This window comes from Trueperella bialowiezensis (assembly GCF_900637955.1).
GTDB classification, from domain to species: Bacteria; Actinomycetota; Actinomycetes; order Actinomycetales; family Actinomycetaceae; genus Trueperella; species Trueperella bialowiezensis.
Genome location: NZ_LR134476.1, coordinates 1,680,558 through 1,705,393 on the forward strand (window position 1 = coordinate 1,680,558; position 24,836 = coordinate 1,705,393).

General features: G+C 58.6%; 24 protein-coding genes. 8 read left to right on the top strand and 16 right to left on the bottom strand.

Annotated features, from left to right (window positions below; all coding sequences use genetic code 11):
• Window positions 1-11 precede the first annotated feature (11 nt).
• The gene (locus EL234_RS07590; RefSeq protein WP_126416882.1) at window positions 12-1,442 is read left to right on the top strand and encodes a sensor histidine kinase; all 1,431 of its coding nucleotides are present in this window, start codon (window positions 12-14) and stop codon (window positions 1,440-1,442) included.
• Between the two features lie 63 nt (window positions 1,443-1,505).
• On the opposite strand, the gene EL234_RS07595 is transcribed toward EL234_RS07590, so the two are convergent.
• From EL234_RS07595 to EL234_RS07620, 6 genes are all read right to left on the bottom strand, one after another.
• Window positions 1,506-1,748, bottom strand: coding sequence for a WhiB family transcriptional regulator (locus EL234_RS07595; protein ID WP_126416883.1), 243 nt, complete (start codon window positions 1,746-1,748; stop codon window positions 1,506-1,508).
• A 97-nt stretch (window positions 1,749-1,845) separates the two neighbouring features.
• On the bottom strand, window positions 1,846-3,741 hold the full coding sequence (locus EL234_RS07600) for an ABC transporter permease family protein (RefSeq protein WP_126416884.1): 1,896 nt from the start codon (window positions 3,739-3,741) through the stop codon (window positions 1,846-1,848).
• Window positions 3,742-4,470: an ABC transporter ATP-binding protein gene (locus EL234_RS07605; protein ID WP_126416885.1), complete on the bottom strand. Its 729-nt coding sequence runs from the start codon at window positions 4,468-4,470 to the stop codon at window positions 3,742-3,744. It abuts the gene before it with no gap.
• On the bottom strand, window positions 4,467-5,162 hold the full coding sequence (locus EL234_RS07610) for a response regulator (RefSeq protein ID WP_126416886.1): 696 nt from the start codon (window positions 5,160-5,162) through the stop codon (window positions 4,467-4,469). Before EL234_RS07610 ends, EL234_RS07605 begins: the two co-directional genes overlap by 4 nt.
• A complete protein-coding gene (locus EL234_RS07615) occupies window positions 5,155-6,342 on the bottom strand; it encodes a sensor histidine kinase (RefSeq protein ID WP_126416887.1) in 1,188 nt (395 codons plus the stop codon). The genes EL234_RS07610 and EL234_RS07615 overlap by 8 nt, the downstream gene beginning before the upstream one ends.
• Before the next feature lie 4 nt (window positions 6,343-6,346).
• On the bottom strand, window positions 6,347-7,162 hold the full coding sequence (locus EL234_RS07620) for an SOS response-associated peptidase (RefSeq protein WP_126416888.1): 816 nt from the start codon (window positions 7,160-7,162) through the stop codon (window positions 6,347-6,349).
• Between the two features lie 102 nt (window positions 7,163-7,264).
• On the opposite strand from EL234_RS07620, the gene ligA reads away from it, so the two are divergent.
• The 4 genes from ligA to EL234_RS07640 all read left to right on the top strand — a co-directional run bounded on the left by ligA (window position 7,265) and on the right by EL234_RS07640 (window position 11,693).
• Window positions 7,265-9,832, top strand: coding sequence for an NAD-dependent DNA ligase LigA (gene ligA, locus EL234_RS07625; RefSeq protein WP_126416889.1), 2,568 nt, complete (start codon window positions 7,265-7,267; stop codon window positions 9,830-9,832).
• A gap of 95 nt (window positions 9,833-9,927) precedes the next feature.
• On the top strand, window positions 9,928-10,260 hold the full coding sequence (locus tag EL234_RS07630; RefSeq protein WP_277870847.1) for a helix-turn-helix domain-containing protein: 333 nt from the start codon (window positions 9,928-9,930) through the stop codon (window positions 10,258-10,260).
• Window positions 10,260-11,087, top strand: coding sequence for an ImmA/IrrE family metallo-endopeptidase (locus EL234_RS07635; RefSeq protein ID WP_126416891.1), 828 nt, complete (start codon window positions 10,260-10,262; stop codon window positions 11,085-11,087). Before EL234_RS07630 ends, EL234_RS07635 begins: the two co-directional genes overlap by 1 nt.
• A 3-nt stretch (window positions 11,088-11,090) precedes the next feature.
• A complete protein-coding gene (locus EL234_RS07640) occupies window positions 11,091-11,693 on the top strand; it encodes a PIN domain-containing protein (RefSeq protein WP_126416892.1) in 603 nt (200 codons plus the stop codon).
• A gap of 115 nt (window positions 11,694-11,808) precedes the next feature.
• On the opposite strand, the gene EL234_RS07645 is transcribed toward EL234_RS07640, so the two are convergent.
• Both EL234_RS07645 and EL234_RS07650 read right to left on the bottom strand, forming a co-directional pair.
• Window positions 11,809-12,069, bottom strand: a complete 261-nt coding sequence (locus tag EL234_RS07645) for a type II toxin-antitoxin system Phd/YefM family antitoxin (RefSeq protein WP_126416893.1) — start codon at window positions 12,067-12,069, stop codon at window positions 11,809-11,811.
• A 165-nt stretch (window positions 12,070-12,234) separates the two neighbouring features.
• On the bottom strand, window positions 12,235-12,747 hold the full coding sequence (locus EL234_RS07650) for a hypothetical protein (protein WP_126416894.1): 513 nt from the start codon (window positions 12,745-12,747) through the stop codon (window positions 12,235-12,237).
• Between the two features lie 323 nt (window positions 12,748-13,070).
• Here EL234_RS07650 and EL234_RS07655 point away from each other — a divergent pair, with 323 nt between their 5' ends.
• The gene (locus tag EL234_RS07655) at window positions 13,071-14,177 is read left to right on the top strand and encodes a type IIL restriction-modification enzyme MmeI (RefSeq protein WP_126416895.1); all 1,107 of its coding nucleotides are present in this window, start codon (window positions 13,071-13,073) and stop codon (window positions 14,175-14,177) included.
• Between the two features lie 29 nt (window positions 14,178-14,206).
• On the top strand, window positions 14,207-15,472 hold the full coding sequence (locus EL234_RS07660) for an AlbA family DNA-binding domain-containing protein (RefSeq protein ID WP_126416896.1): 1,266 nt from the start codon (window positions 14,207-14,209) through the stop codon (window positions 15,470-15,472).
• A 17-nt stretch (window positions 15,473-15,489) separates the two neighbouring features.
• Here EL234_RS07660 and EL234_RS07665 read toward each other — a convergent pair whose 3' ends face one another.
• Genes EL234_RS07665 through EL234_RS07675 form a run of 3 tightly spaced genes read right to left on the bottom strand, consistent with a single transcriptional unit; the run spans window position 15,490 to window position 18,807 of the window.
• Entirely contained in the window at window positions 15,490-17,073 is a 1,584-nt protein-coding gene (locus EL234_RS07665) for a recombinase family protein (protein ID WP_126416897.1), read from the bottom strand.
• A complete protein-coding gene (locus tag EL234_RS07670; protein WP_241968982.1) occupies window positions 17,073-18,572 on the bottom strand; it encodes a recombinase family protein in 1,500 nt (499 codons plus the stop codon). The genes EL234_RS07665 and EL234_RS07670 overlap by 1 nt, the downstream gene beginning before the upstream one ends.
• A gap of 43 nt (window positions 18,573-18,615) precedes the next feature.
• Window positions 18,616-18,807 (bottom strand): hypothetical protein, encoded by a 192-nt coding sequence (locus EL234_RS07675; protein ID WP_126416898.1) that lies wholly within the window; start codon window positions 18,805-18,807, stop codon window positions 18,616-18,618.
• Window positions 18,808-18,833: 26 nt separating this feature from the next.
• Between EL234_RS07675 and EL234_RS07680 the strand changes: the two genes are divergently transcribed.
• Entirely contained in the window at window positions 18,834-19,211 is a 378-nt protein-coding gene (locus EL234_RS07680) for a hypothetical protein (protein ID WP_126416899.1), read from the top strand.
• A gap of 183 nt (window positions 19,212-19,394) precedes the next feature.
• On the opposite strand, the gene EL234_RS07685 is transcribed toward EL234_RS07680, so the two are convergent.
• From EL234_RS07685 to EL234_RS09475, 5 genes are all read right to left on the bottom strand, one after another.
• Window positions 19,395-20,237 carry an N-acetylmuramoyl-L-alanine amidase gene (locus tag EL234_RS07685; RefSeq protein ID WP_126416900.1) on the bottom strand — a complete coding sequence of 281 codons (843 nt, stop codon included), beginning with the start codon at window positions 20,235-20,237 and terminating at the stop codon, window positions 19,395-19,397.
• Between the two features lie 3 nt (window positions 20,238-20,240).
• Entirely contained in the window at window positions 20,241-20,699 is a 459-nt protein-coding gene (locus EL234_RS07690; protein ID WP_126416901.1) for a phage holin family protein, read from the bottom strand.
• A gap of 80 nt (window positions 20,700-20,779) precedes the next feature.
• Window positions 20,780-20,959 (bottom strand): acetyl-CoA carboxylase, encoded by a 180-nt coding sequence (locus EL234_RS07695; RefSeq protein ID WP_126416902.1) that lies wholly within the window; start codon window positions 20,957-20,959, stop codon window positions 20,780-20,782.
• Window positions 20,956-21,381, bottom strand: coding sequence for a DUF1617 family protein (locus EL234_RS07700; RefSeq protein WP_126416903.1), 426 nt, complete (start codon window positions 21,379-21,381; stop codon window positions 20,956-20,958). The genes EL234_RS07695 and EL234_RS07700 overlap by 4 nt, the downstream gene beginning before the upstream one ends.
• A 30-nt stretch (window positions 21,382-21,411) precedes the next feature.
• Window positions 21,412-24,798, bottom strand: a complete 3,387-nt coding sequence (locus EL234_RS09475; RefSeq protein WP_241968984.1) for a phage tail spike protein — start codon at window positions 24,796-24,798, stop codon at window positions 21,412-21,414.
• Window positions 24,799-24,836: the final 38 nt, after the last annotated feature.

The window sequence follows — 24,836 nt, forward strand, 5'->3', positions numbered from 1 at the left end:
ATTGTGGTGGTGTGTCAACGCTTTCACGAATTTTAGACAGGGTGGCCAACCTGAGCACGGCTCAGCGCGACTGGCTGCATCAGTTGACGGGCGACTGGCAGATTATTGCCGATATTAGCTTTTCTGACCTCGTGCTTTACGTACGAAGCGGGACGGAGATGGTGTCTGCGGCCCAGGCACGCCCATCGACGGCGGCCACGGTTCATGAGACCGACTTTGTGGGAGCCCGCCCGCAAGAATGGTTCGAAGCTAAGCTCGTCCAGACGCTTGATACCGGCGAGCAGATGTACGTTGACGACCCGGCAGGGGAGGTGGACGTGCGGCTCGTGCCCGTCCGCCACGACGGGCAGGTCATTGCTGTCATGGCGCTCGTCACGGCCAAGCGCGGGGACCGGGTGCCCACGGAAATGCTGGCCAACTATGAGACCCTGTCGGATGCTTTGTTGCGGATGGTTGAACAGGGGCAGTTCCCGATTGACGGCTCACCGTCTGGATACCGGCACGGCACGCCTCGCGTGCCAGATGGGCTTATTCATGTCGATCCCGACGGCGTGGCGCTCTATGCCTCCCCGAATGCGGTCTCGCACCTGCGCCGGCTGGGCGTGGAGCAATCGATCATCGGAACCGTGCTTGCCGAGCTCGTGACAGGCAATTCGGAAGGGATGCACCAGGTTGACGAGGCCCTACCGCTAGTACTCATGGGCAGGGCGGCGTGGATGGCGGAAGTGGAGCGCAACGACGTCGTCGTCATGCTTCGCGCAGTGCCGCTGCTCAACGGGAAGGAGCGGGAGGGCGCGATTATCCTGTGCCGCGATATTAGTGAGTTGCGCCGTCAAGAGCGAGAGCTCATGTCGAAAGACTCGACGATTCGCGAGATCAACCATCGGGTGAAGAACAACTTGCAGACCGTGTCGGCGTTGTTGCGGATGCAGGCGCGCCGGGCGGGCTCACGGAAAACTCGCACGGCGCTGCAAACGGCGCAGCGGCGCGTGTCGACCATCGCCGTCGTGCATGAAAAGCTGTCCCAGACCATTGACGAGGTCGTGGACTTCGATCAGGTCTTCGTGCCCGTCATGCGGATGGTGCGTGACGTGGCCGTTACGTCCAACCCGGTTGTTACCACGTTTAGTGGCAACTTCGGGCGGGTGGCAGCAGAGCAGGCGACGGCGCTCGGAGTCGTCATGAACGAAATCATCACCAACTCCATCGAACATGGTCTACCCGACGGCGGCCGGCTCGACATCAAAGCCGAACGTGACGGCCAAAACCTGCACATCGAAGTCTCCGATGACGGGGTGGGGATGAAGAAGCACAAACCCGGGCTTGGCACTCAGATCGTGCAGACGATGGTGGCCGGTGAATTGCACGGCACAATCGACTGGAAAAACCGAGAAAGCGGAGGCACCGTAGTGGTGCTTGATCTTAAAATTCGCGGGGCCTAAGCCGCATCTGGCACCCGCTGCTATGCCTCGTGGCTGGATCCCAGCCTGCGAGTTAGCCCGCGCCTAGCGGCGTGTACGGGCCTTGCGGCGCTTGAGGATACGGCGTTCGTCTTCTGACATGCCGCCCCACACGCCGGCGTCCTGGTTGTTGTCCAGAGCCCAATTCAGGCAGATCTGCTGAACTTGGCACGTAGCGCAGACCATCTTCGCGCGTTCTGCCTGTGCCACTGCCGGACCAGACGAACCGATCGGGAAGAACAGTTCCGGGTCTTCGTCAAGGCAAGATGCTCGATGGCGCCAATCCATGAATTTCCGTCTCCTTACAGGTGCGATCATTATCGCCGGTTAATACTGAACTAACTTTTGCAGGTTTTGCGCCTTCGGTAAAGGGAAAAAACTGTGATTAATGCCTAAGAATCGTTGAATTAGCGCCGTTTGTGGCCTTAACCACGCCCGCCACGGTGACTGTTGCGCCGTAGGTCACACAGATGATCAGGCTGGTGGTGGCAACAGCGGTGATGTGGAGCAGCGGCACGTGCAGCTGTCCCTGCGTGCCGGGTAGCTGCCACAGGATCGTCCATGCGCTGGCCACGCCCGCGAAGCATCCGGCTACGATCATCGTGGCGGCGGACACGGTGGCGCTCAGGAGGCGGCGTAGGGCGCGTTGACGGCGGGTGGTTCCGAGTGCGAGGAGGTAGCGGCTGTGCGCGTCGTAGAGGCGGAACGCGCGCGGTGCATGGCCGAGCACCACAAAACCGAGGACCACGCACACTGCTGCCTGCACGATGAAGGCCGCCGTGCCCGGGCGAGAAAGTGGCGGCACGGTCACGCCCTGGCTGGCGATCGAATAGGTGACGGTGAGGATCGCCGTGAAGGTGCTCGTGCCCACGAGGATGACGACGAGGGCAAGGGCCCTGATGAGGCCGCCGCGAGTGCGTGGGAACAGGTGGGTGCGTGCTCCGAGGCCGAGGCGGCGCATGATGAGGGCGACGAGCGTGATGACAAGCGCAAAAACTGCCGCGATCAACAGGGCGATGATGCCTATCGAGCGTGCTTGAATCGGCAGAGCGGGCGCGGGTTCGTAGCTTGGGATGGCCGCGCGGTAGATGGCGTACGCGCCGGCGATGATGAGAAGCGGTAGGAGTGCGCGGCTGCGGCGGCGGGGCGCGTCACTGCTCAGTTCTGTGTTGTGGTGCGGCCTTACGAATACTGCGGCCAAGAGTGCGGCTCCGGCAACGCTGGCCACCACGATGCCAAGCGTGAGGGCGTATGTACCCAGTGATACGCGCAGGTGTGCGGGCATGAACATTGCCCAGCCGGTTACTCGCACGATTGCCACCACTGCGTAGCAGGCCACAATCCCGAACACGAGCCCGGTCGACGCGCTGAGCGCGGTGACCGTTCCCAGCTCGCCGAGCGCCATGCGTGCCTGGCGCGTACGGGCTACGCCAAGGGATCGCATGTAGCGTAGTTGGGTGATTCGCCGCTGGTGTAGTGCCACGAACCCGATAAACAGCAACAGCGCGGTGATTGCCGCGCCGGAAAGAACGAGCCAGCGCATGGGAGTGAGTAGAGAGTCAAGTGCGTGGGCGTGACGTTCGCGCACGATCTGCGCGCGATCATCTCCCCGGATCACGGTGCCGGTTCCTGATTTGAGCAGGTCGGTCAACACTTTGTCGGCGCTCGCGGCTGACGTGGCACGCACCTCGATACCTCCGTAGCCGAGGTGGTCGCGTGGGGCTGCCACATAGTCGGCGGACGGTTCTACTACGAGGCCTTCTCCGCCGGGGTTGATCCCCGTTTCGAATGGGGAGCGGGCGTAGATGCCGCTGACGACGTAGCGTTTGGCCACTTTTCCAGATGCCACGGTGATTGTGGAGTCGACGTCGGCTCCGAGCCGTCGGGCCACATCTTTACTGAGCGCGATCTGGTCATCTGAGCTCGGGTAGGCCCCGCTGGTCAGGCTCTGGGTTTGGAAGGGGAGAGGTGCGAGTTTGCGCAAGGTCACGGGCGCTTTCCCGCCAGGTGAAAGGGCTTCGGCTGCTAGCCACGCGTCTACATGCACGTTGACGACGTCGGGGCTAGCGGCTATGTCGGCAGCGATGTCGGCGGCTGGTTTGTGGTCGGCGTACACGAGGAAGTCGGCTGACGGCGTGGACTTGCGTACCGACGTCGTCAAGGCGTGCTGTCCGTAGTCGGCAAGTGCGAGCGCGCCGAACGTTAACGCTGCTTGCACGGCGATGAGAAGGCCAACGAAGAGGTATTCACGCCAGTGGTACTCGAGCTGTCTGCGGAGCATTTAGACCTCGCCGTGGATGGCTTGCAGGGCGTTGAAGATCGCATCCAATGTGGGGTCGGTGAGTTCCCCTGCGTTTTTCCCGCTCGCCAAAATAAAGACCCTATCGGCGTATTGGGCGGCGAGCGCGTTCGCGGTGAACGTGACCACGGTCATGCCAAGTTCTCGCACGCACGTGCGTAGCAGGGCGAGGATCGAATCGGCCTGTGCCGTGTCGAGCCCGGCCGTGGGCTCATCACATAGCATGATCGTGCGTCCAGCGAGCACCCGCGCGGCAATCGCCACCCGTTGCTGGTCGGCGCGCGAGACGGCGTCGGGATAATATTTCGCGATGGGCGCGAGGTCGAAAAGTTCGCTGATTCGCGCCCGCTGCGCATCCGATACCTCAATGTTGCCAAGCCGTGCGGGCAGGTCGAGGTTATCGGCGATGGTGAGCGCTGGCATGAGGTTGTCGGAATCGTAGAGCACCCCAACTGTGTGAGCCAGTAGCTCGTGGCGTTCGGCGCTCGTGGCCCTGGTGAGGTCGGTGTTGCCGATGACGATGTTGCCGTCGTCGGCATCCGTCAGTCCTGCCGTGACCTCGAGTAACACCGTGTTAGCAGCTCCTGACGGGTCGAGCACCGTGACGAACTGGCCCGAATCGACTTCGAGGGAGACGTCGTCGAGAACCGTGCGCTGGGCGCGGCCAACCCCGCACGCCTTGCGCACATAGTCCAAGCTGATGAGGCTCACCCGAGGTCTCCTGGGCGAACGAGGCCGGCCTCGTAGGCGAGCACAACGGCCTGGACGCGGTCACGCGCGCCGAGTTTGGCAAAAATCCGGCTCACGTGGGTTTTGATCGTCGCCTGCGCAACGCTCAGTTCCTCGCCGATCTCGGTGTTCGAGAGCCCGCGGGCCATGTGGTAGAGCACTTCGCGCTCGCGATCGGTGAGCACGTCCACGATCTCCGGGCGTAGCGAGCGGTCCTCCACGGCTTTCTGGGCGAGGTAAGACACGAGGCGCTTGGTTGACGACGGCGCGATGACGGCGTCGCCCCTGTGAACGGTGCGGATCGATTCGAGCATCTGGTCTGGCGGGGCGTCCTTGAGCAGGAAGCCGGACGCGCCCCCGCGGATTGCGCGCATGACGTATTCGTCGAGGTCAAACGTGGTGAGGATGATGACCTTCGGGCGCTGGCCGTGCGGGAAGTTTGCCTGCGTGATCCGTTCGGTGGCTTCCAGACCGTCCATGCCTTGCATACGGATGTCCATGAGTACGACGTCGGCGGGCACGAGGTTGAGGCGGTCGAGCGCCTGCTGGCCGTGCGAGGCTTCCATGACGGTGCGCATGTCGGGCTGGGAGTCGATGACCATCGCGAATCCGCTGCGTACGAGCTCCTGGTCGTCAACGAGGCCGACTCTGATCTTGTCTTGTTCGTCAGACATGGGGTGTCCTTTCCGTGGGGGTTGGGATAGTTGCTGTGACTTTGTATCCGCCGCCTTGGCGCGGTCCTGCTTCGACTGTTCCGCCGAACACTGCGGCGCGTTCGGCCATGCCGATCAGCCCGTGACCTTTGCCGTCGTTGCGTGCGGCGGCGCCGCGCCCGTTGTCGGACACGTCGAGGATAATTCCGGACGGGCGCCAGTGTAGGGCTACCGTGATCTGGGCCTGCGGGCCTGCATGTTTCATCGAGTTGGTGAGCGCTTCTTGGCAGATCCGGTAGAGCGCGTTGCCCACGCCCACGGGCAGCGGGCGCTGCGTGCCGGTGGTGACGTATGAGACGGTTCGCCCCGACTCGCGCACGTGGTCCATGAGTTCGGTGAGGTCGGAGTCGATGGGCTCGGGGGCGAGCGGCGCGGTGGGATCGTCCGGGTCGCGAAGCACGCCGATGATTGAACGGATATCGGCGAGTGCGGCACGCGACATGTCTGCGATCACGGTGAGCGCGCGTTCTGCGGCCTCGGGGTTGGTGCGTGCCGCGTAGCGTCCGCCGTCGGCCTGCGCGATGACGACAGACAGGGTATGGGCCACGATGTCGTGCATTTCCCGGGCAATCCGGGTGCGTTCTCCGACGACGGCGAGCTCGGCTCCGCGTTCAGCATTCTGTTGGGCAAGTTTGGCTTCGTCAACGAGGTGGTCGATCCGGTTGAATTGTTGACGGCGCAGCAGTGCGCCCGTCGTCGTCGCGATCACCGTGGCCTGGGCGCCGAAAGCGGAGAGGAAGACGGTGACCCGGTTGGCGTCGCTGTCGAATGCTGGTAGCGCGATTAAAAATGCGCCGAGGCTGGCTCCTGCGATGGCGGGCCAGCGCGCTGACTTCGGCCCGTAGGCGAGCACGGCGTACAGGGCGAAGAGGACGGAGAGGTCGAAGATCCAAATGACTTGCGGTGCCACCACGTAGCGGAGCAGCGCGCCCACATACACGGTGATCGCGGCGGGCGTGGGGTAGAGGCGGCGGAAGAACGTGCCGAGCACGACGAGCGCGATCCCCGTGATCATCGCAGCATCGCTGAGCGCCCCGGCGCCCAGGAAGGCTCTTGCCTCCGAAATACCGAACCAGGCTGCGATCAGCGCGAGCACGAGATCGTATGGGGAGACCCCTTTGATCGTCGCGAAATTCCTCATGTGCTTAGATTACGTGGCCGGTGGGCGAGGTGTGCGGGCGGTTCTCACCCTCTAGGTTGAGTGACTGCTCGCCGTGCGACGCTGGCTCGATGTTTGCACGGGTGTTGTTGCGTACGTTGCCCACGGCCTTGTGAACTTGGTGGTAGGCGAGCGTGGGGTTGGTTCGCGCTTCGCTGACGACGACGCCGATATCCGGGTTCGCTGGGTCCAGCCAGGTGTCGTATTCGTGGCGTTCCAAAATGAGGGGGATGCGGTTGTGGATGTCGGCCATCTCGCCGGTGGCCTCACGCGTAACGATCGTAGCGGTGAGCAGCCATTCGCTCTCGTGTTTGTACCAGCCGTAGAGGCCGGCGAAGGCGAGCGGGCGGGAGTCAGGGCGGTAGATGTAGAACGGGGTTTTATCGGGTTTGCGCCACTCGAAATAGCCCGACGCGGGAATGATGCAGCGGCGGCGCTGCGCGGCCTGCGCGAACATTTTCTTCTCGGTGAGCGTTTCGGAACGCGCGTTAATCACCGGCCGGGAAAGATCTTTTGCCCACGGCGCGATCAGCCCCCAAAAGGCAGGTGTGAGGGCACGGACTATTGCGGATTCTGCGCTCGCGGTGGACGCGGGCCGGGCTACGGCGTCGTCGGAAAGTGCTTTGTTGCTGGACAGCGGCGCGTCGTCGGGAAGTGGCTTGCGGGCAACGATGATCGGCACGTCCTGTGTGGGTGCCACGTTGTAGTTGACGGGCGGGCGGTAGTCGGCGGCGGCGACGTCGATATCGAATTCGAGTTGAAGATCGCCGCGGGTCATCTCCGTTGCATAACGTCCGCACATGCTTCGAGCCTAGCGGGAAAAGCGGCGGACGTGGTGGCTGAGGGCGTGGTGGCTGGAGGGATTGCCTTCGCAAGTGTCGGAGGTTTATAAGACAATGGGGGCGTGAAGAATTTTGATGAGGCGAAAGCACGGTGGAACGAACTCGCGCCCAAGGTGCGCAAGGCGCAGGAGGCCTACCATTTGACGGGCGAGCCGATCATGGTGGATGCCGCCTACGATTCCCTGATTGCCGAGATGCGGGCGTTGGAAGATGCGTATCCGCAGCTGTGGAGCGTGGAGTCGCCCACGATGAAAGTGGGGGCGAAGGCGGCGCGCGGCGCGGTGGCGGAATTGACGCACCGGGAGCGCATGTATTCGCTTCAAGATGTGTTTAGCCGCGAGGAGCTGACCAGGTGGTACGAGGGGATCGTGGCCGAGTTGCCGGCCGGTTCGCGGTTTACGGCCGAAGTCAAGGTTGACGGGCTGGCGCTGAATCTTACCTATCGGCGGGGCGTGTTGGAGACGGCCGCCACGCGCGGCGATGGCGTGAGTGGGGAGGACGTGACGCGCAATGCGCTCGCGATTTCCACGATCCCGCAGCGGCTAGTCGGCGATGACCATCCGGAGTTGGTGGAGGTGCGCGGCGAAGTGTACTTCCCGGTGGCGAAGTTCGCCGAGTATAACGAGGCCGTGGCTGCGCGCAACGAGGAGGTCGAGCGGCGTAACGCGGAGGTGGATGCGTTTAATAAGGAGCTCGCGGCCACAAATCGGGAGCGTGCTCGGCGTGGGGAAGCCCCGCTTGCCCGGTTACGCAGGGAGGATAAGCTGCGCACGTTCGTCAACCCGCGCAACGCGGCGTCGGGCACGATGCGCCAGGAGGACACCACGGGGTTTGCCATCCGGTCGCTGGATTTTCTCGCGCACGGGATCGGCGCGCTGGAAGGCGCGTCGGACGAGCTGGCTGCCGCGATGGCCACGCAGGAGGGCGTGTACGAGGCGTTTGCCAGCTGGGGGTTGCCTGTTTCGCCGAACACCGAAATGGTGGCGAGCCTGGAGGAGATCAACGCGTATCTTGACAAGTACCAAGGGGCACGTACGGCCCTCGACCACGAGTTTGATGGCGTGGTGATCAAACTCGAGGACCGGCGGGTCCAGGAGCAGATGGGGTACACCGCGCGCGTGCCGCGCTGGGCGGTGGCCTACAAGTTCCCGCCTACCGAAGTGCAAACCCGGCTGCTCGATATCCGCGTGCAAGTGGGCCGCACCGGCCGGGTGACCCCGTATGCGGTGATGGAGCCAGTGTTTGTGGATGGTTCGACCGTTGCACAAGCCACTTTGCATAACCCGTTTGAGGTGGAGCGTAAGGGTGTGAAGATTGGCGACGTCGTCATCTTGCGTAAGGCGGGCGACATCATTCCTGAGGTGGTCGGCCCGGTGTTGGCTGAGCGGGATGGCTCGGAGCGCGACTTCGAGATGCCAGCCGACTGCCCAGTGTGTGGCGGCGCGATCGAGCCGGCCAAAGAGGGCGATAAGGATTTGCGGTGTTCGAACACGCGGTCTTGCCCCGCGCAGTTACATCAGCGCGTGATTCATATTGGTTCGCGTGGGGCGTTGGATATTGAGTCGCTGGGCGAGGAGTCAGCGCAGTGGCTTGCGGCTCCAGACAGGTATCGCGACGACGCCCTGATCGCCCTCGCCACCGGACACACCCTCGAGCTGACGGACGAGGCGGCGCTCGCGGCCGCACAGGCTGGGTGGCCGCTGGAGGACGGGGCTAATCCGCGGGTGCGGATGCAACTGAGTCTGGAGCAGCGGGTTGAGCTGGGGATTACCGACGAGGACGGCGCTTTACTTGATCCGGAAGCGATTATTCCCGGTGACGTGCAGGAACGGCTCGGACTGCCGGCTGCGCAACAGCCGTATTTGGACACCGAGGCAGGGCTGTTTGGGCTGACGGCCGAGGCGATGCGGGATGTGCGCACGTGGCAGCCGGTGAAGGTTGCGGGCGAGGAGACCGGCGATTGGCGGTACATCCGTGCAGGGTGGACGAAGCCGACCTGGCTGAAGCCGAACGCCACACGCGAGGGCTATGAGCTGCGTAAGGAGTCGGTGCCCTCGAAGACTCTGGAGAAGGTGCTTGACGAGCTTGAGAAAGCGAAGTCAAAGGAGCTGTGGCGGAAGATCGTGGCGCTGAATATTCGGCATGTGGGGCCGGTGGCTGCCCGCGAGCTGGCTGACACGTTTGGTTCGCTCGATGCGATGTTAGCTGCGGGCCGCGAGCAGCTTGCCGCGGGCGAGGTGCCGTTTGCTGATGTTGAGGGCGTGGGGGAGATTATTGCGCGCTCTTTCCTCGATTGGTTCGAGGAGGATTGGCATGCGGAGATCGTGGAGGAGTGGCGAGCTGCGGGCGTGGTGTTCGAAGACGAACGGGCAGATCCGGATGAGGATGCCGGGCCGCGCCCGTTCGAGGGTATGACCATCGTGGTAACCGGCGCAGTTGAAGGGTTTACGCGCGATTCGGTGGCCGAGGCAATCGTGGCTGCCGGTGGCAAGGCGACGGGCTCGGTGTCAAGGAACACGACGGCCGTCGTGGTAGGTGAGAAGCCGGGCGCGTCCAAGACGAAGAAGGCTCAAGAGCTTGGGATTCCGATGTGGAGCGCGGAGGAGTTTATCGCCAAGCTTGGGCAGTAACGGGATGGTTACGGTTGTGAATCACTTCAGCAAATATTGATTCATTGGAGTCATAGGAGCTAGAATTGAATCACTGAAGAGATGGGGTGATTCAGGTGGAGTTGAAGGGTATTGGCGGCCGAATCAGGCAAATGCGAGAGCTTCGCGGCCTCTCAGCGCGCGAACTAACTCGGCGTTTGGATGGGGTGATCTCGCAAGCTGGTCTATCCCGCATTGAAAACGGAACCAAGAATCCGGATGCGGCCGAGCTGCTTGCGCTTGCGTGGGCGCTTGGCGTAGCTGTTTCCGAATTAGTCGATGAATGCCCGCTTTCTGAAAGAGTGCAGTGGGCTGCTCGTTCGGAGCAACAGGTAGACGTACGCGACGTGCGGGAGCGTCTGCTTCCGTATCTGCAATTGCGCAACATCGTGTCGATGGAGCCCGCATAATGACATCGCCGAGCGCGCAGGGCCGGGAATTGGCGATGAAGCTTCGTGAAGAACGTGGGTTGGCAAGCTCACCGATCAGTTTCGCCGAACTTGAGGATCTCGTACCGTGCGATGTTGTGGTGACTGACATGCCGGATGGCGTGGATGGGTTGACGCTTCGAGATCCCCAAACGGGCAATGTTCTGATTGGGATAGCCACGTCGAGGGCTCCGTTCCGCCAGCGATTCACGTTAGCGCATGAAATTGGGCATATCTTGGCGGGCGATGTTTCTACGTCCACAAGCATCCATGAATGCACACCGAGATCTGCTGAAGAGACCCGCGCGCATTCGTTTGCGCGCCATCTTCTGTGCCCTGTGAGTGGGATTGCTTCGGATCAGACGATTAAGAATATGCACAAGACTGAAATGCTGTCACGAGTCGTCCGAAAGTTCAAAGTGTCGCCAGAAGTAGCGGCATATCAGCTCGAGGCTGCTGGCTTAATCACTGCCGACGATGTGAAAGAACTCGGTAAACATACTGCCAATGCTCTTGCGGCTCGTTGGGGATGGATCAACGAGTACAACGATTATGTTGAGTTTGCTAGCAAACCGCATGTGTCACGCCGCCTTGTCGAGGATGTCACCACTGCTTATTTGGAGGGTCAGGTAACGATTGGCTCGCTAGCGTTCGTGCGTGGGGACACCATTGGAGAAACGCAGGCGGACATGGATCTGGTGGAGTCAGAGGAACTAAAAGCTGACGGCCTAGATGATGAGCTTTCAGCCCAAGATGTCCCTACTGAGATGGAGCGCGAACGATTTCTCGAGGACTTTTTCGGGAGCTAAGTGATGAGCGCACGCATCATACTGTCTGACACGTCGATTCTGCTCTCTTTTATTTGCTCGCATAACGAGCATTTTCTTATCGACCTGGCTAACCAGGCTGGGACTTCCATCCGGATACCGAATGCTGTGGCTAATGAAATGGATAGGAAGCTCAAACAGCGGCGATTTTCTGGAGGAAGGACGAAATGGGTCACACTACTTCAAACGCGCCGTGTAGAAATCATTAGCGATGATGATCCAGCGTTGATCCGAACCATTGAAGGCTGGTCTGGCCCAAGATTCGATCTCCAAGGCGGATTAGCTAAGAATCTTGGCGAGTACATGGCAATCGCACACGCTAAAGAGTTCCAGAGGAACGGGGATAAAGTCATGATGTTTGTCGACGATGGTGAGGCGCAAAAGCTCGCTAAGCGGCATGGGGTCATGCATATGTCTTCAGAAGATGTGCTTGTGCGGGCCGTAATGAAGGGGCTCATCGCTACAAAGAAGCAAGCTGAAAAGATTTGGGAACAGCTTTCTAAATTTGATGTCCATGTTCCTTTCGAGGCTACCGAGCTTGCGAAAAAGGATCTCTATCGGAAACCGAAAACTCACAGGCAAGAGTGAACAGAACCAGCGTGTGACGATGGGAAAGTGTCAACGAACACGAAAGTTGTTGAGTCCGGATTTATTGCTGTGGTAGCAGTTCTGCCACGGGCGGCCGTACCCATGGGATGGGTGTTTAGTAGTCCCGCCGGATGTCGTTAAGGATGTCGACCGTGCTAGGCCCGTCAACAAGAGGGGTGGAATCAAAATCTGGCTCGCGACGCGCGGCGATGGCAACCCCGGCGGCAAGATCACGATCGATCGGAGACCTGGGGGCTGGAATGACGCGGGCGACGGCCCGCCCGTTGTCGGTCACCACGAAGGATTCTCCGGCCTCGACGCGTCGGAGAATCTTGCTGCTGTAGTTGCGCAGTTCGTAGTGGGAAATGGTGTCCATGTGGCAAGTGTAGTAAATGGGTGTACAAAGGGGAAGACACTCGACCAGAAATCAGGATGTCCCAATTTTATAGTTCTTTATAGATCGCGCGAACTATAAAGAACTATAAAATTCTGTCGGCCTTCCAGTCCGTTGGCGTTTTCCGCTAGGCCTACGCCGGTTTGCTTATTCGAAGCGGATGTCATCGCGGAGCGTATTGTGTACAGAATCCGGAATCGGCTCACCGGGCTGGCTGAGAAGACCGATGCGATACAGTATTCCGTCATAGCTCACGTAGTGCACTTCAACGGTTCGATCCGGATCGACGATCGGGTAAGTCAGGCCGTATGATTCCTGACTGCCCAGAGGGAAAGCGTCGAACTCTTCGGGCGGTGAGGCTCGTAAGACATCCCGGTAGTAGGAATCGCGAATGGCCTCTGCACTGTCGGTTGTTTCCCACAGGTCAATGGCTACCTCAACACCTTCGGGGGTGGTGTAAAAGGCTTCGGAGTTTGGGAACAGATCGGGATTGCTGTTGGCCTTCGTCCAGCCGGTGGCCTCCAGTGACATCTTTTCAACCATGACGTCTTCATGCGAACTGACCGACGGGCTGGGATCCGGGTTTTCTTCCGCGTCGGCGCACCCGCCCAGCATGACGAGCGCCAAGGCGAAAGTGAGAAGAGATAGAAACTTACGCATTCGGTTCCTCCCATCCGTTTCAAAACACACAATATCGGGTTGGACTGCGAAGGTGATGGGTGAGTTTTCGATGCGGAACACTTATGCGAGCCGTGGCCGGAAACTTTTCGCGCTATAGCGGGAGATCTTGGCATATACGAAGATGACCCGCCTAGGCAGGAAAAGTTTCCGCTGTCTAGGCGAGGTCAGCTTCGCCAAGTATCTGCTTGCCGATGTACACGCTCTCTTGCCTATTCACGCAAAGCCGCGCTTGCCGTTCGGCTGGCCGCATCTGGCTTACACTAGGGTGCAGGCGTGCAGCGTCGCAAAGAAGGGACAGTGTAGTGGCGAGGTTGAATCTCAGGGCTGTGGAGGAGCGGGTAGCGCCTTTGGGTGGCCGAGAGCACTACGACCGCGAGTTTATTTTCGACTTGCTACTGGCTTACGGGCGTTCCAAGAGTTCGGTGACTCGGTTGCGCAACGGGAGTCTCAATCTTGCGGCTGACAAGTCGCGTGACATCCTGCAAAAGGGCGTGATCTATTTCCGGGAAACGGACGGCGATCCGCTTAGTGAGCTTGAATCGATTAAGACAGCTCCGGAGACTGTGCGCTTCCGTCCGCGGTTCATCGTGGTGACTGATTACGAAGAGTTGCTCGCGATTGACACGAAGACTCGCGAGAACCTCATTATCCCGATCTCTCAGATCGACCAGTATTTCACGTTTTTCTTGCCGTGGGCGGGGATGGAGAAGGCGCAGTACACGGCGGAGGCGCACGCGGATGTGCGGGCAGCTGAGAGGATGGGGGAGCTGTACGACGAGCTTCTCAAAGTGAACCCCAAACTCCTTGAATCCGATGCCCAACGTCATGGGTTGAATGTATTCTTCACGAGGCTGCTGTTCTGCTACTTTGCGGAAGACACGGAGATTTTCCCGCAGAACTTATTTACGGAGACGATCGGGTCGCTTTCTCGCGAGGACGGGTCAGATACGGACGAGCTGATTCGCGCGGTCTTCAAGGCTTTGGATACCGAGAACTCCGAGAACAAGCCAGTCCACTTACGACGCTTCCCGTACGTTAACGGGCGACTATTTTCGATTACCGACGACGACGTTGTACCCAAGTTTTCTCCCCGCGCCCGCAAGCTTCTCGAAGATTTGGGCAAGCTGCAATGGCAGGAGATCAACCCGGATATTTTCGGTTCGATGTTCCAGGCTATTGCCCGCGATGAGCGTCGTTCGGAGCTCGGCCAGCACTACACTTCGGTGCCGAACATTCTGAAGACTATTGAGCCGTTGTTCCTTGACGAGTTGCGTGATGAGTTCGATCGTTCAGCAAACAGCGTGCCCAAACTCAACGCCCTTTTAAGTCGAATTAGTCAGATACGGGTGTTTGAAACTTCCAGCACGAAATGGATACAAATTAGCGGAACCTACGCGCTGGCTGCGTAGGGGGTGTTTTCGAGTTGGAAGGGGTAGGTGTGTTCACACCAATACATCAAGCGTTGGGCTTAGATCCTGGTGGGCTTTCCGTCGATTTGCTCGAGCAAGCTGTAGCGGCTGAAGTTGAAGAAACAGCTTCACTTGATTGGAAATCAGATCTTTACGATTCTCGTAGACCCGGATGGCAAGATGAAGCCGCGAAAGATATCGCAGCAATGGCGAATAGCGGCGGTGGTTGGATCGTTTTCGGGGTTGTTGAGGATAACGAGACAAGCGCTGCTTCAAAGCTAAAACCGATTCGCTGGAACTCGGATGAGCATCAGCGGATTCTTCGCACAGCTTACGCTCGTGTTAGCCCGCCGGTTTTGGGGCTAGAATTTTTCGCCTTGCCACTAGCAGAGGGCCACGTGGTTCTGATGCGAGTACCTGATTCACGCGACGCTCCACATTTTGCACGTAAAGGAAATGATGCCTTTGTCGCGCCCCGTCGAAATGGTCCTCACACTGCTTTCATGAGTGAGCGAGACATCGAACGAGGATTCCGAGAACGGTTTCAGCGTCGCGACGATGATGAGCGGGAGCTTCAACAGCTCTTTGAAGAGACAGGGAAGTCTCTCAATCCTTCCGATGGTGTTTGCTGTGTGTTGGTGGCGATCCCTAATGAGCCAACCAGCGTTTTACCGGCGCTTACTGAAGATGTTGTGTACAAGTACGTTTCGCTTCCCAACTTGCCAGAGCTCGTGTATTCAAGTTCTGGTGCCTTATTGCGGTGGGATCGTGGGCAAGTAAGGAAAGGCCTGCGCAAGTGGGTTATCCGCAGTTTCGCCGGGAATCGTTTCCCCTACCGTAAGTCGCTTTTTGATGACTCAACTGTTGCCTGCAGTTATCAGTTAGGGATTGCGGAAGATATCGCTGAGGCGAGACCCTACCTTCCGGTTGGAGAATCGAATCATTGCATGGTCTCGGACATCGAATCGGCTGTGATCGATTTTTTCAGTCTATTGCGCGCTTACGCCGCTGAGCGTCAGTCTCATGCGGGTTTCCGTATCCGGGTTGGCCTGATGGGTGATCCCGAAAAGCCAATCTATATTCGAACCACAACAGGTGGCTCGAACTTGTTGCTAGATATTGAATACAGCGACCCGATTGATAGTTTTCAGCCCGTTACGGTCGAACTCGATTCGTTAACAGAGTTCGAGGAGCTGCTGCCTACTATTAATGACATTACAAGAGACATCATCAATCAAAGTGGGCTTACAGCACTTCGGGTAATGGCTGAACCCGGCGACAACAATATGCCATAGCCAGCTTCTTCTCCACGCTACGCAAGTAAGCCCAAGCGTTTCCCATCTCTGAACGCGTAGGTGATGGTTCCGTTCTCGTCTACTTCGGCGTGGCCGAGGAGGGTGTGCCAGCGAAATGGCGTGTAGGTGGCGTCGTGGCCTGTTTTCAGGTCGGCTAGTTGGGTTTTGTAATGCTCGTATGCTGCTCGTCTGCTTTGCCGGTCGGTGATTTGGCCCGCGACGTCTTGGTGTTGGTTGAGCAGATTGGTGTGGTGGTCGGCGAGGGTTTGGAAGCGTTTGTTGTACTCGTCTTGGTCGAGGGGTTGGCGTGAGTTCGTGGCGATGAGTTTATCGAGTTCGGCTGCCGCTGTTTCGATTTGTGCAGCGAGAAGGGATTCTTGGGTTTCCAGTTCCCTGGTGTCGAGCCGTGCGAGTACGAGCGCATCAACATCAACGGTGGCTTGCGTTTGGGCGGCGAGTTGGTGGAGGGCTTGGGAGAAGGTGTCTTTGATTTGCTGGTCGGTGAGGTGGGGTGTGGGACATTTTTCGGCTTGCGAGTATTTGTGGTTGCATCGCCAGATGCGTTTTTCGTATTTGGTTCCGGCATGCCAGGTTTTCGAGCCGTACCAGGCTCCGCAGTGGCCGCATTTGATTTTGCCGGAGAATTCACGGGTGCGTGAGCTGGAGCGGCGTCCTTTCCTCACGTCGGCCAGTTCGGTTTGGACGAAGTCCCATACTTGTGGGGCGATGATGGGTTCGTGGTTACCGGTGACGTAGTACTGGGGTATTTCGCCTTGGTTTTTGACTTGCTTTTTGGTTAGGAAGTCAGCGATGTAGGTTTTTTGTAGTAGTGCGTCGCCTTTGTATTTTTCGTTGGTCAAAATGTTCCGGATGCCGGTGATTGTCCAGGTGGTGCGTCCTTGGGCGGTAGTGTGTCCGTGTTTTTCAAGGTGGCGCTTGATCCCGGCCATGGACTTGCCTTCGAGGAAGAGTCGGTAGATCAGTCGTACTGTGACTGCTTGGTCGGGGTTGATGACGAGGTTGCCGTCTTCGCCTTTGTCGTATCCGAGCAGGCTGCTAAATGGGACGGTGACTTTACCGTCTGCAAAGCGCTTGCGATGTCCCCACGTGACATTTTCGGAGATGGAGCGGGCTTCTTCTTGTGCCAGGCTGGACATGATGGTGATGAGTAGTTCACCTTTAGCATCGAAAGTCCAGATGTTTTCTTTTTCGAAGTAGACCTCGACTCCGGCGTCTTTGAGTTTGCGGACGGTGGTGAGCGAGTCGACGGTGTTGCGAGCAAACCGGGAGACGGATTTGGTGATGATGAGGTCGATTTTGCCGTCCAGGGCGTGGGCGATCATGGTTTTGAAACCTTCACGTTGTTTCGTGTTGGTTCCGGTGATGCCTTCATCGGTGTAGACGTCGACGAGTTGCCAACCTGCGTGGCTGGCAATGTAGCGGGTGTAGTAGTCGACCTGGGCTTGGTAAGAGGTGACTTGATCTTCGTGGTCGGTGGACACGCGAGCGTATCCGGCCACTTTACGGATGGTTGGTTGGTCGAGGGCTTGGCCGGTGTAGCGGCGTTTGGTGGCGGGGATCGCGGTGACGGTGCGTGCCATTAGGCATCACGCTCCGACTTCTTTCGTTTCCGAATGTCGGCCATAATGGCTTGGTGTTTAGCCTTGTTCTCGGGGTTGGCGTACCACTGGCGCATCTTTTGGCTGTGTTCTGCGCGACGCTGGGGTGTGGCTCGTCTGCGGGTTTGTTCACCGCGCTTGGCACGCATGTCATCAGTCCAGCGTTGTTTTTGGTATTCGCCCCATTCTTTGCGACGCTCAGTAGTCCATGACTTTGCTCGTTGGTTAGACTGCCATTCGCGTTCGATGATGGTTCCGTCGGCGAGATGGAAGGTAATGAGATTTGGACCTGGGATCTCAATGTGTTTGACGCGCTGGCTAAACGTGTCTGGGTCGAACTGGTCGATGTTGAGTACTTCGCAGCACACTTCTTGCAGGGTCGGTTCTGGGATCATCTTGTTGTCGCAGGTTCTGCCTTTGCTGCGTTTAGGTCCGTTGCGTTTGGTGCGACACAGCCACACGTAGTTGATGTTGCCGTTGGTTGAGCGTTTGCCGGAGCGTGAATATGACATGCCGCAGCGTCCGCATTTGATGACCGAGGTGAAACAGGTGGTCGGGATCGACCAGTTTGCCCGTGCTCCTAGTTCACGGCGTTGAGCGATTTCTTCTTGCACCTTTTGGAACGTGTCGTGGTCGATGATCGCTGGTATTGCGTTTTTGACTAAGTATTTCGGGTGCTGGCCGGTGTTGGGTACGGCTCTACCGGGTTTGCCTTCTGGTGTTGCCCATCGTCCAAGGAGCAGATCGCCGGTGTATGCGGGGTTTTTCAATATGTGGCGTACCCATTCTCCTGGCGCCTTGTTGTCTGCAAGGTGGGGCACTCGGTTGTCGTTGATGAGTTGGGCTGCCATTTTCTCGCACGATACTTGCTTCATGTATTGGTCAAAGATCCACCGCACGACGGCGGCTTCGTCTTCGATGATCTCGACATCGGTCGCATCGGCGGAGTCGGTGTAGCCGTAGAGGTGGAACCCGTTGGCTTTGCCTTCTTCGAATCCTTTCCATACCCGCCATTTCACGTTGTTGCTGATTTGTTCTGATTCGGCTTGAGCAAACGAAGCTAGCAGGGTGAGCATGAGTTCCCCATCCGCGCTAAGCGAGGAGATGTTTTCCTTTTCGAAGTAGACCTCCACATTGAGCTCTTTTAGCTCCCGGACGGTTTCGAGTAGATCGACGGTGTTACGAGCGAACCGGGAGATGGATTTGGTCAAGATCAGATCAATTTGGCCGTCGCGGGCAGCACTAAGCATGTCTTGGAATCGGGGCCGGTTGGTGGTCGTCCCAGAGATCCCGCTGTCGGCATACACGCCTGCGTATTGCCATCCGGGTGTGGATTGAATGAGAGCCGAGTAGTGCGAGACTTGAGCCGATAGTGATGTGGGGGTGCGTTCAGTCTCGGCTGAAATGCGCGCATATGCAGCAACTTTCTTCAGTTGCTGGCCAGCCTGGGGCGGGGTGATCCGTTCGATCTTTTTCATCATGTCCTCCTTGAGTGTGGCTAGTGGTTTTGTATCCTTGCCGTGTCTATACATCACTTATGTGCCGGGATTTATCCAGTCGATTCGCGGCTTTGAGGACAGTGATTGTTGCCCCAGTTTTCTGCGCCAGTTCAGTGGCGAGCGCGTCGAGGTCGCTGGTGGTTAACACGCCCACGTCGTGGAGGTGTTCGACGTAGTCCCAGGCGAGGTCGAAGGCTAGTTCTGCTGTGACGTTCATCGTTTGCCGCCTTTGGTGGCGAACCGGTGGCGGATATAGCAGGCGTGCGAACAGTATTTACGGCTCTTGTTGCCATAGGCGCTAAACCCGGTATCGCAATGGGCGCACGTAAAGGCGTAGAAGGCTTTCCTGTTGCCTTCATCTGGATGGTGTTTCCAAAACGCGCGGCGGTGTTCGGTACAGCAAAATCGTGGTTTCTTGCCGTCTGCTCGCGCAGGCAATCTTTCGCCGCACCACCGGCACCACCGCCACTGCTCATCGACGGTTCCTTGTGGTTGGGTGTCGGTTCGCAGCAGATAGGCGCGTACCTGGTCTCGGCCAACCGCGAGCCGGTTAGCAATCGCTTTATATCCCAATCCATCGGTGCGCATCCGCCTAATGGCAAGTTTTTCTCGTTCATCTAGTGCCATCTCGCATTGACCTCCTTCTCACGAAGGCCACATGTGGACGTAGGGCGGCCTTCCATCTATACGCCCTCACCAGGCAGCTAATCCGGACGGGCACCAACAGCCAGAAAATGAAAAATGCCCCGCCACCACCTGTGGTAGGTGGCAGCGGGCATGTCGTTGATGGGATTTTGCTCGTGGTTAGTAGCCGAGTTTCTGGTTCACTCGGGCTTGCACAGCCGCATAGTTAGAGCCGAGGCGGCGTTTGCGTTCTTCACCGTTGCCGTATTCACCACGGATGACCGCGTCAGCCAAAGCGTCAATATTGACTGCCGGGGCTGGTGCTGGTGTGCGGGGTGTGGCACCGAGTTTTTGGTTGACTCGGGCTTGCACGGCCGCATAGTTGGCACCGAGGCGGCGTTTGCGTTCGTCGCCGTTGCCGTATTCACCACGGATGACCGCATCAGCCAGCGCATCAATATTCACCGGTGCCGGTGCTGGTGCGGGTTGTGGTTTGGGTGTGGGGGCTGGGGTGTGGCCGGTCATCTGGTCGTACCAGTACTGGGCGCGTGCCATATACGCCTGGTGTTGGGTTCCGGCGAGGGATGCTGGGCAGGCGGTGGCGGAGAAGTGGGAGTGTCCGAACACGTTTTTGCCCCATTGCGGGCGGCCAAGCTTGTAGTACTTGCAGATGGCTGCAACGAGGTGTGCTCCGTTATCTAGGCAGGCTTGGGATACGCTCCACGGGTTTGTGGTGGCATCTGCGTGTTCGATGCCGATGCTGGTGGTGTTGGCATCCCAGTTTCCTGCGTGCCAGGCGGTGTCGGAGTCCCACACGAGTTGGCCGATCCGCCCGGAGGTTTCTACTTGGTAGTGGGCTGAGGCTGGCCGGGTCTGCCACACGTCCCAGCAGCCTTTGATGGTGAGGTTGCCTGCGTTGTGGTGGATGATGACCTTATTGATTCTCCTGCCGGAGCGGCCTTTGGTGTAGTGCTTGTTCATGATCTGGTTGACGTCAGCGTCAAGGGTGTCCCAGTTCTTCATGGGCTAGTTCTCCTCATCTTGAGTGTGATTGTCGTGGTTGGTTAGTGGTGGGCGGGTGTTGTCGTGGTTGGTGATCGCATCGAGTGCTTGGCGGATCTGGGCCGGGACGGGAAGTCCGAGCCGAGTAGCGTTTTCTAGTAGGCTGATGCCTTCGTTGGATAGGTAGAAGAAGATGGTGGCGGTGCGTAGCACGCCGGGTTGGCCGGTGATGTGGACATCGAGCAGGTGTGCCAGGCCGATGAGGGCGAAGAGCACGATTTTGCGGGAGATGCCTTTGAACCCGACCGCGCTAGAGACGCGCCGTTCGGTGATGGCGGCTAGTACGCCGGTGATGTAGTCGGCGATCACGAACGCCAGCAAAGCGTAGAGCAGGCCGTCGAAGCCGCCCAGGAAAGCGCCGATCCCTGCTCCGATCCCGGTGATGATGGTTTGGATTGTGGCCCATAGTGCTTTTAGTGACATGACAGGCTCCTTTCAAAGTCGAGGCAACAAAAAACCCGCACGTCACCAAGGACGAGCGGGACAAAAAGCAGCGTGGACGGTTACAGGTCAGGGTCGGTCAGCACCTCCAAAATCGGTGTGGAAAGGTCAAGACTGGCATTGTCAGCCTCCGGCACAGGGTGAGCACCTATTGGGTTTGCTGGCGGGGCCGGGGTCGGATCAGACGCGATAGGCGTGATTGGACTCGTTTCGTGGCCGTCAGGTGTTAATGCGGTGGTCATTGGCCTTCTTTCGTAGTTAGGGCGTCGTAGAGAGCATCGAAAGCATCGGCTTTTGTGCCGGAGAGTTCTCCGTCCCAGGTGTCGAAGAGTTCGATGAGGTCTGTGCGGTGGCTGTGGTAGGTGGGGCCTTCGACTTCAGCGAGGGATTCAAACAACTCGGTTCTGGCTGTGGCGAATTGCTCGGCGTGGCCGGGGTCTTTCAACGTGAACGTCCCCTCATCACTGATAACAGGTTGGCCGTTATCGTCGGTGACGGCGTGTGCGCAAACGAGGGCGTATTCGTCTTCGCTGAACCGGGCGTAGGCTTCGCGTAGCAGGCCGAGCAGTTTGGTGCGCGCCCGAGATTGGGCAGGTTTAAGCGCCATGTCGTCCAATAGCTCGATGGCTGGTTTCACATACTTGTTTGCTAAAAGCAGCTTCATGACCGTTTCTCCTTTTCTTGCAATGTGTGGCTAGGACAAGCTGGTGTTCATGGTGGTCAGCCCCGTGTTGGAGTGGTAGCGCCATTGAATGTTGGAACCGCTGCCTGTGATGGACACGATCCAGCCTTGGTTGAACAGTGTGATCAGCGTGTTGATCCGCCGCATCAGATCGCCGATCCGGGTGAATACTCGGGTCATGTTGTAGAAGGTGCCGTTGGTGACGATCATGACGTCGTGGGTGTGGAAGACGACCTTACCCAGCCCGCTGGGAGAGACCCATCCTGGGTAGGTGCCCACGTCGTTGAGGACGCAGTCTTCTAACGTGACATACCGGCTGCCGGAGGTGAAGAACTTGTATCCGTTAGTACGCAGGTCAGCACCCAGATGGATACCGGTTTTCCCGCCATTGAACGCCCCGCGTGGATCTAAGGTCAACATCGTGGTGTAGGTGTCACTGTGAGCTGACTCGCGGTAGGCCCAGGTGATGTAATCCCCGGAGTAGTCCAGCGAGTTCGAAATCCCGCGAATCGAGCTATCGCCTTTCTTGTACTGCTCACCGATACCTCCCAGGTATCGTGTCCCGTACCAAAACCCCATCCCGTCAGCATCCAGGCGGCCTTGCAGCGAGGAACCGGAATACCAAGCGATCTGGGTCGGGGTGATTCTGATGGCTTGGTTCCAGCCAGCTAGACCGACTTGGATCGCATTCGCGGCGAGCTTGTCAGCGGTAATCGACCTAGCCCGAATCCGATGCGCGTTGAGAAAACCGGTGGTGATCTTACCCGCATCCAAGCCAGCGATTTTCGCGTTCGTGATCGCCGCATCGCCGATCATTGCCGACTGAATATACCCTTCAGTAATCGTGAGCTTATCGGAGGTAATCGACGAGGCTTTAATGTGTTCACCGGTGATCGAGGTGGCTTGAATATGTTCAGTAGTGATCGCGCCTGCTTTGATGTGTTCGCTGGTGATGGCGGCGGTTTTGATGTGGTCGGCAGTGATTGATCCGGCCACGATCAGTTCGCTTCCAGCAGCCTCTACGATGACGGGGCTGTGGAAATCAATGACTGCGCCTTGGGGTGGGGTGAACTCGATAGCTAGCGCGCCAGCTGCCCGGCGGCCACGCACCGTCACCATGACACTCAGCTGCCGCCACCGTTTCGCCGCGATCTTTTCTTCCCAGGCGACCACCTCAGTCGGATTCGACATCATCGGGGAAAACACCAACCCAAGCCGGATCGCGTCAGGGTCTAAGGCGACGCTGGAGCGTACCGTGATTGAGATCCGGTAGGTGCGGCCACGCTCAACAGGGAACATTGCCCCATCTTGGGCACCCACCCAAATATGGCCATCGCCTGAACTGACTTGGGTGGCACGAAATGTGGTCGGTGTTGCAGGACCGTCCCAATTCATCGCGAACGTGCATGATCCAAACCCATGCCATCCATCAGCGTTATTGGCGATGGCCGGGTTATACACCAGGTTCGCCGGTGCGATGGTCAGCTTGTCAGTGGTGATTGACCCGGCTGCGATCCTGCCCGCATCAAGTGTGCCAGTGGTGATTTTCGCGGCATCTAGCGAGGCCACATGCGCGCTGGTGATCGCCGCATCACGAATATGGGCTCCGGTAATGATCGCCTCATCAATCATCGTCTGGCCGGTCAGGTGGATCCGTTTGCCAGAGATCAACACCGACTCAGGTGAGACATTGATCTGGGAAATCACCCCGCCCCGGTCAACTTTCAGCCCAATATCTGATGCCAACTGAGTAATCTGCGAGGCCACGCCTGCGTGGGTATCGCTAACTGTTAGCTTGTAGGCTGCTAGATCCTTAGCCACCAGGTCGGCACTGTCTGCGGCTTGTTGAGCGTGGGTGATTGCTTGGATGGCTTGTGCATGGGCGGTGTCTGCTTTGGCTTGAGCCCGGACTCCAGCCTGCCGTGCTAGTTCAACATCCGTCTTTACGTTCGTGACCGCCTGGCTGGTGTTGGTGATGTCCTCACGGACGCCAGCCACCTCAGTTTTCACGCTCGTGACGGCCTGGCGGGCGTGTTCGATATCCTGACGCGCGCGATCTAGTTCGGCACTAACGATGGCGTGGTTAAGATCGGTTGCAACCGCCACCCAGCCTGGCTGGCCGGTATCAGTTTCTTGGTAGACCCAAATCTCAGTAGTTTCACCGTTGGGTTTAAACCACGTATCACCCAAACGCGCCGCAGCTGGCTGGGTGTCACCGTAGTGGTTGGTGGTCTTCCCATCTGCTGATGCGAGCGCTATCCCGGCCATGTCACGCGCGGTTTCGGCCACCGACACGGCGGAATCAATGCTGCGAGTAATCGTGGTGAACTTAGCAGCCACCGACCCCAGCTCTACTGAGAGGTAGGCCTGGCGTAGCGGGTCGTATTCGTAGCCCACCACTCTTGCTGACAGTGACACCCCAAGATCGCCATGGCGTACCGTCACTGTGTCACCCAAGATCACCGTTTCTAACTGAGCAAAGTCGGCATACTCGCTAGTCGATGCCAAATCAACAAACGACACCTTGTACCACGCATGCGGCTCATCAACACGGCCGATGGCATATTCGGCTTTCGCGGCCTGGCGTAGCAGCTTGTGGGCTTGAGCTAGGGGTACTTCATCGTCGGCGGGACGCTCCGGGTTTTTGATGGCCTTAATGTGCGGGTAGCGCATCACCCGAATCCGTGGAGTGACAAAGGAGGCCAGCTTGGGTGAATCAACGTAGAGTTCTGGCAGGGTGATTCCGTCATAGCCGATGGGCACGATCCGAGTCACCACCGAGCTTAAGTCGATGGTGGACTGATAGCCGGTGAGGTTCTTACGATCCCTGATCACCACACCCCGATCCTGGCCGCGACGAACACTGTGGTGGATGTGCCAGTTATCGCGGCTGATCTCGCCACCCCACCGCGAGACGAACGAGTTATCCGCCTCCGCGTCCATCAGCGCGCCCGCCAGTGGCATGCGCACCACCCGAGCACTCGCCCGAGTCGTGCTGTCGGAGCTGGTTGCGGTGAACCGGTGTGCCGTGGTCGCAGCCGCGAGTAGCTGGTCGAGGGCGGCTTTCGCGGTCTTGTTAACCACGTAGGTGTCGGCAATGAAGTTCGCTGCCAGATCGTAGAACACGTGGAACGCGGTTATTTCAAGCAGCCCATCCAACGTGGTGGTGACTTCGTGGATCCGAAATCCTTGGCGTGCCGATGATCCTGGTACGGGGGCTGCGATAATGGCCTCAAGCGTTAAGTGCTTAGCTAGTGGTCCATCTGCCGGATATACCAACGACAGTGAATATTGGCCGCCGAGTTCTTCTCTCACTCGCACTTCAACTACATGCGGGTCGAGTACGCCAAGACCGGTGGTCGTAAAAACGGTGGCCCCACGCTCGTGAACAGTCAACATGACGCGTGATTCCTCTCAAGACATGCCCGCGAAGTGCT

Coding starts and splice junctions, on each gene's coding strand:
- EL234_RS07640 (WP_126416892.1), top strand. CDS start 11,091: ATGAGCGCACGCATCATACTGTCTGACACGTCGATTCTGCTCTCTTTT.
- EL234_RS09475 (WP_241968984.1), bottom strand. CDS start 24,798: ATGTTGACTGTTCACGAGCGTGGGGCCACCGTTTTTACGACCACCGGT.
- EL234_RS07615 (WP_126416887.1), bottom strand. CDS start 6,342: ATGAGGAATTTCGCGACGATCAAAGGGGTCTCCCCATACGATCTCGTG.
- EL234_RS07635 (WP_126416891.1), top strand. CDS start 10,260: ATGACATCGCCGAGCGCGCAGGGCCGGGAATTGGCGATGAAGCTTCGT.
- EL234_RS07600 (WP_126416884.1), bottom strand. CDS start 3,741: ATGCTCCGCAGACAGCTCGAGTACCACTGGCGTGAATACCTCTTCGTT.
- EL234_RS07650 (WP_126416894.1), bottom strand. CDS start 12,747: ATGCGTAAGTTTCTATCTCTTCTCACTTTCGCCTTGGCGCTCGTCATG.
- EL234_RS07695 (WP_126416902.1), bottom strand. CDS start 20,959: ATGACCACCGCATTAACACCTGACGGCCACGAAACGAGTCCAATCACG.
- EL234_RS07685 (WP_126416900.1), bottom strand. CDS start 20,237: ATGAAGAACTGGGACACCCTTGACGCTGACGTCAACCAGATCATGAAC.
- EL234_RS07665 (WP_126416897.1), bottom strand. CDS start 17,073: ATGGCACGCACCGTCACCGCGATCCCCGCCACCAAACGCCGCTACACC.
- EL234_RS07690 (WP_126416901.1), bottom strand. CDS start 20,699: ATGTCACTAAAAGCACTATGGGCCACAATCCAAACCATCATCACCGGG.
- EL234_RS07620 (WP_126416888.1), bottom strand. CDS start 7,162: ATGTGCGGACGTTATGCAACGGAGATGACCCGCGGCGATCTTCAACTC.
- EL234_RS07645 (WP_126416893.1), bottom strand. CDS start 12,069: ATGGACACCATTTCCCACTACGAACTGCGCAACTACAGCAGCAAGATT.
- EL234_RS07700 (WP_126416903.1), bottom strand. CDS start 21,381: ATGAAGCTGCTTTTAGCAAACAAGTATGTGAAACCAGCCATCGAGCTA.
- EL234_RS07670 (WP_241968982.1), bottom strand. CDS start 18,572: ATGATGAAAAAGATCGAACGGATCACCCCGCCCCAGGCTGGCCAGCAA.
- EL234_RS07675 (WP_126416898.1), bottom strand. CDS start 18,807: ATGAACGTCACAGCAGAACTAGCCTTCGACCTCGCCTGGGACTACGTC.
- EL234_RS07610 (WP_126416886.1), bottom strand. CDS start 5,162: ATGTCTGACGAACAAGACAAGATCAGAGTCGGCCTCGTTGACGACCAG.
- EL234_RS07595 (WP_126416883.1), bottom strand. CDS start 1,748: ATGGATTGGCGCCATCGAGCATCTTGCCTTGACGAAGACCCGGAACTG.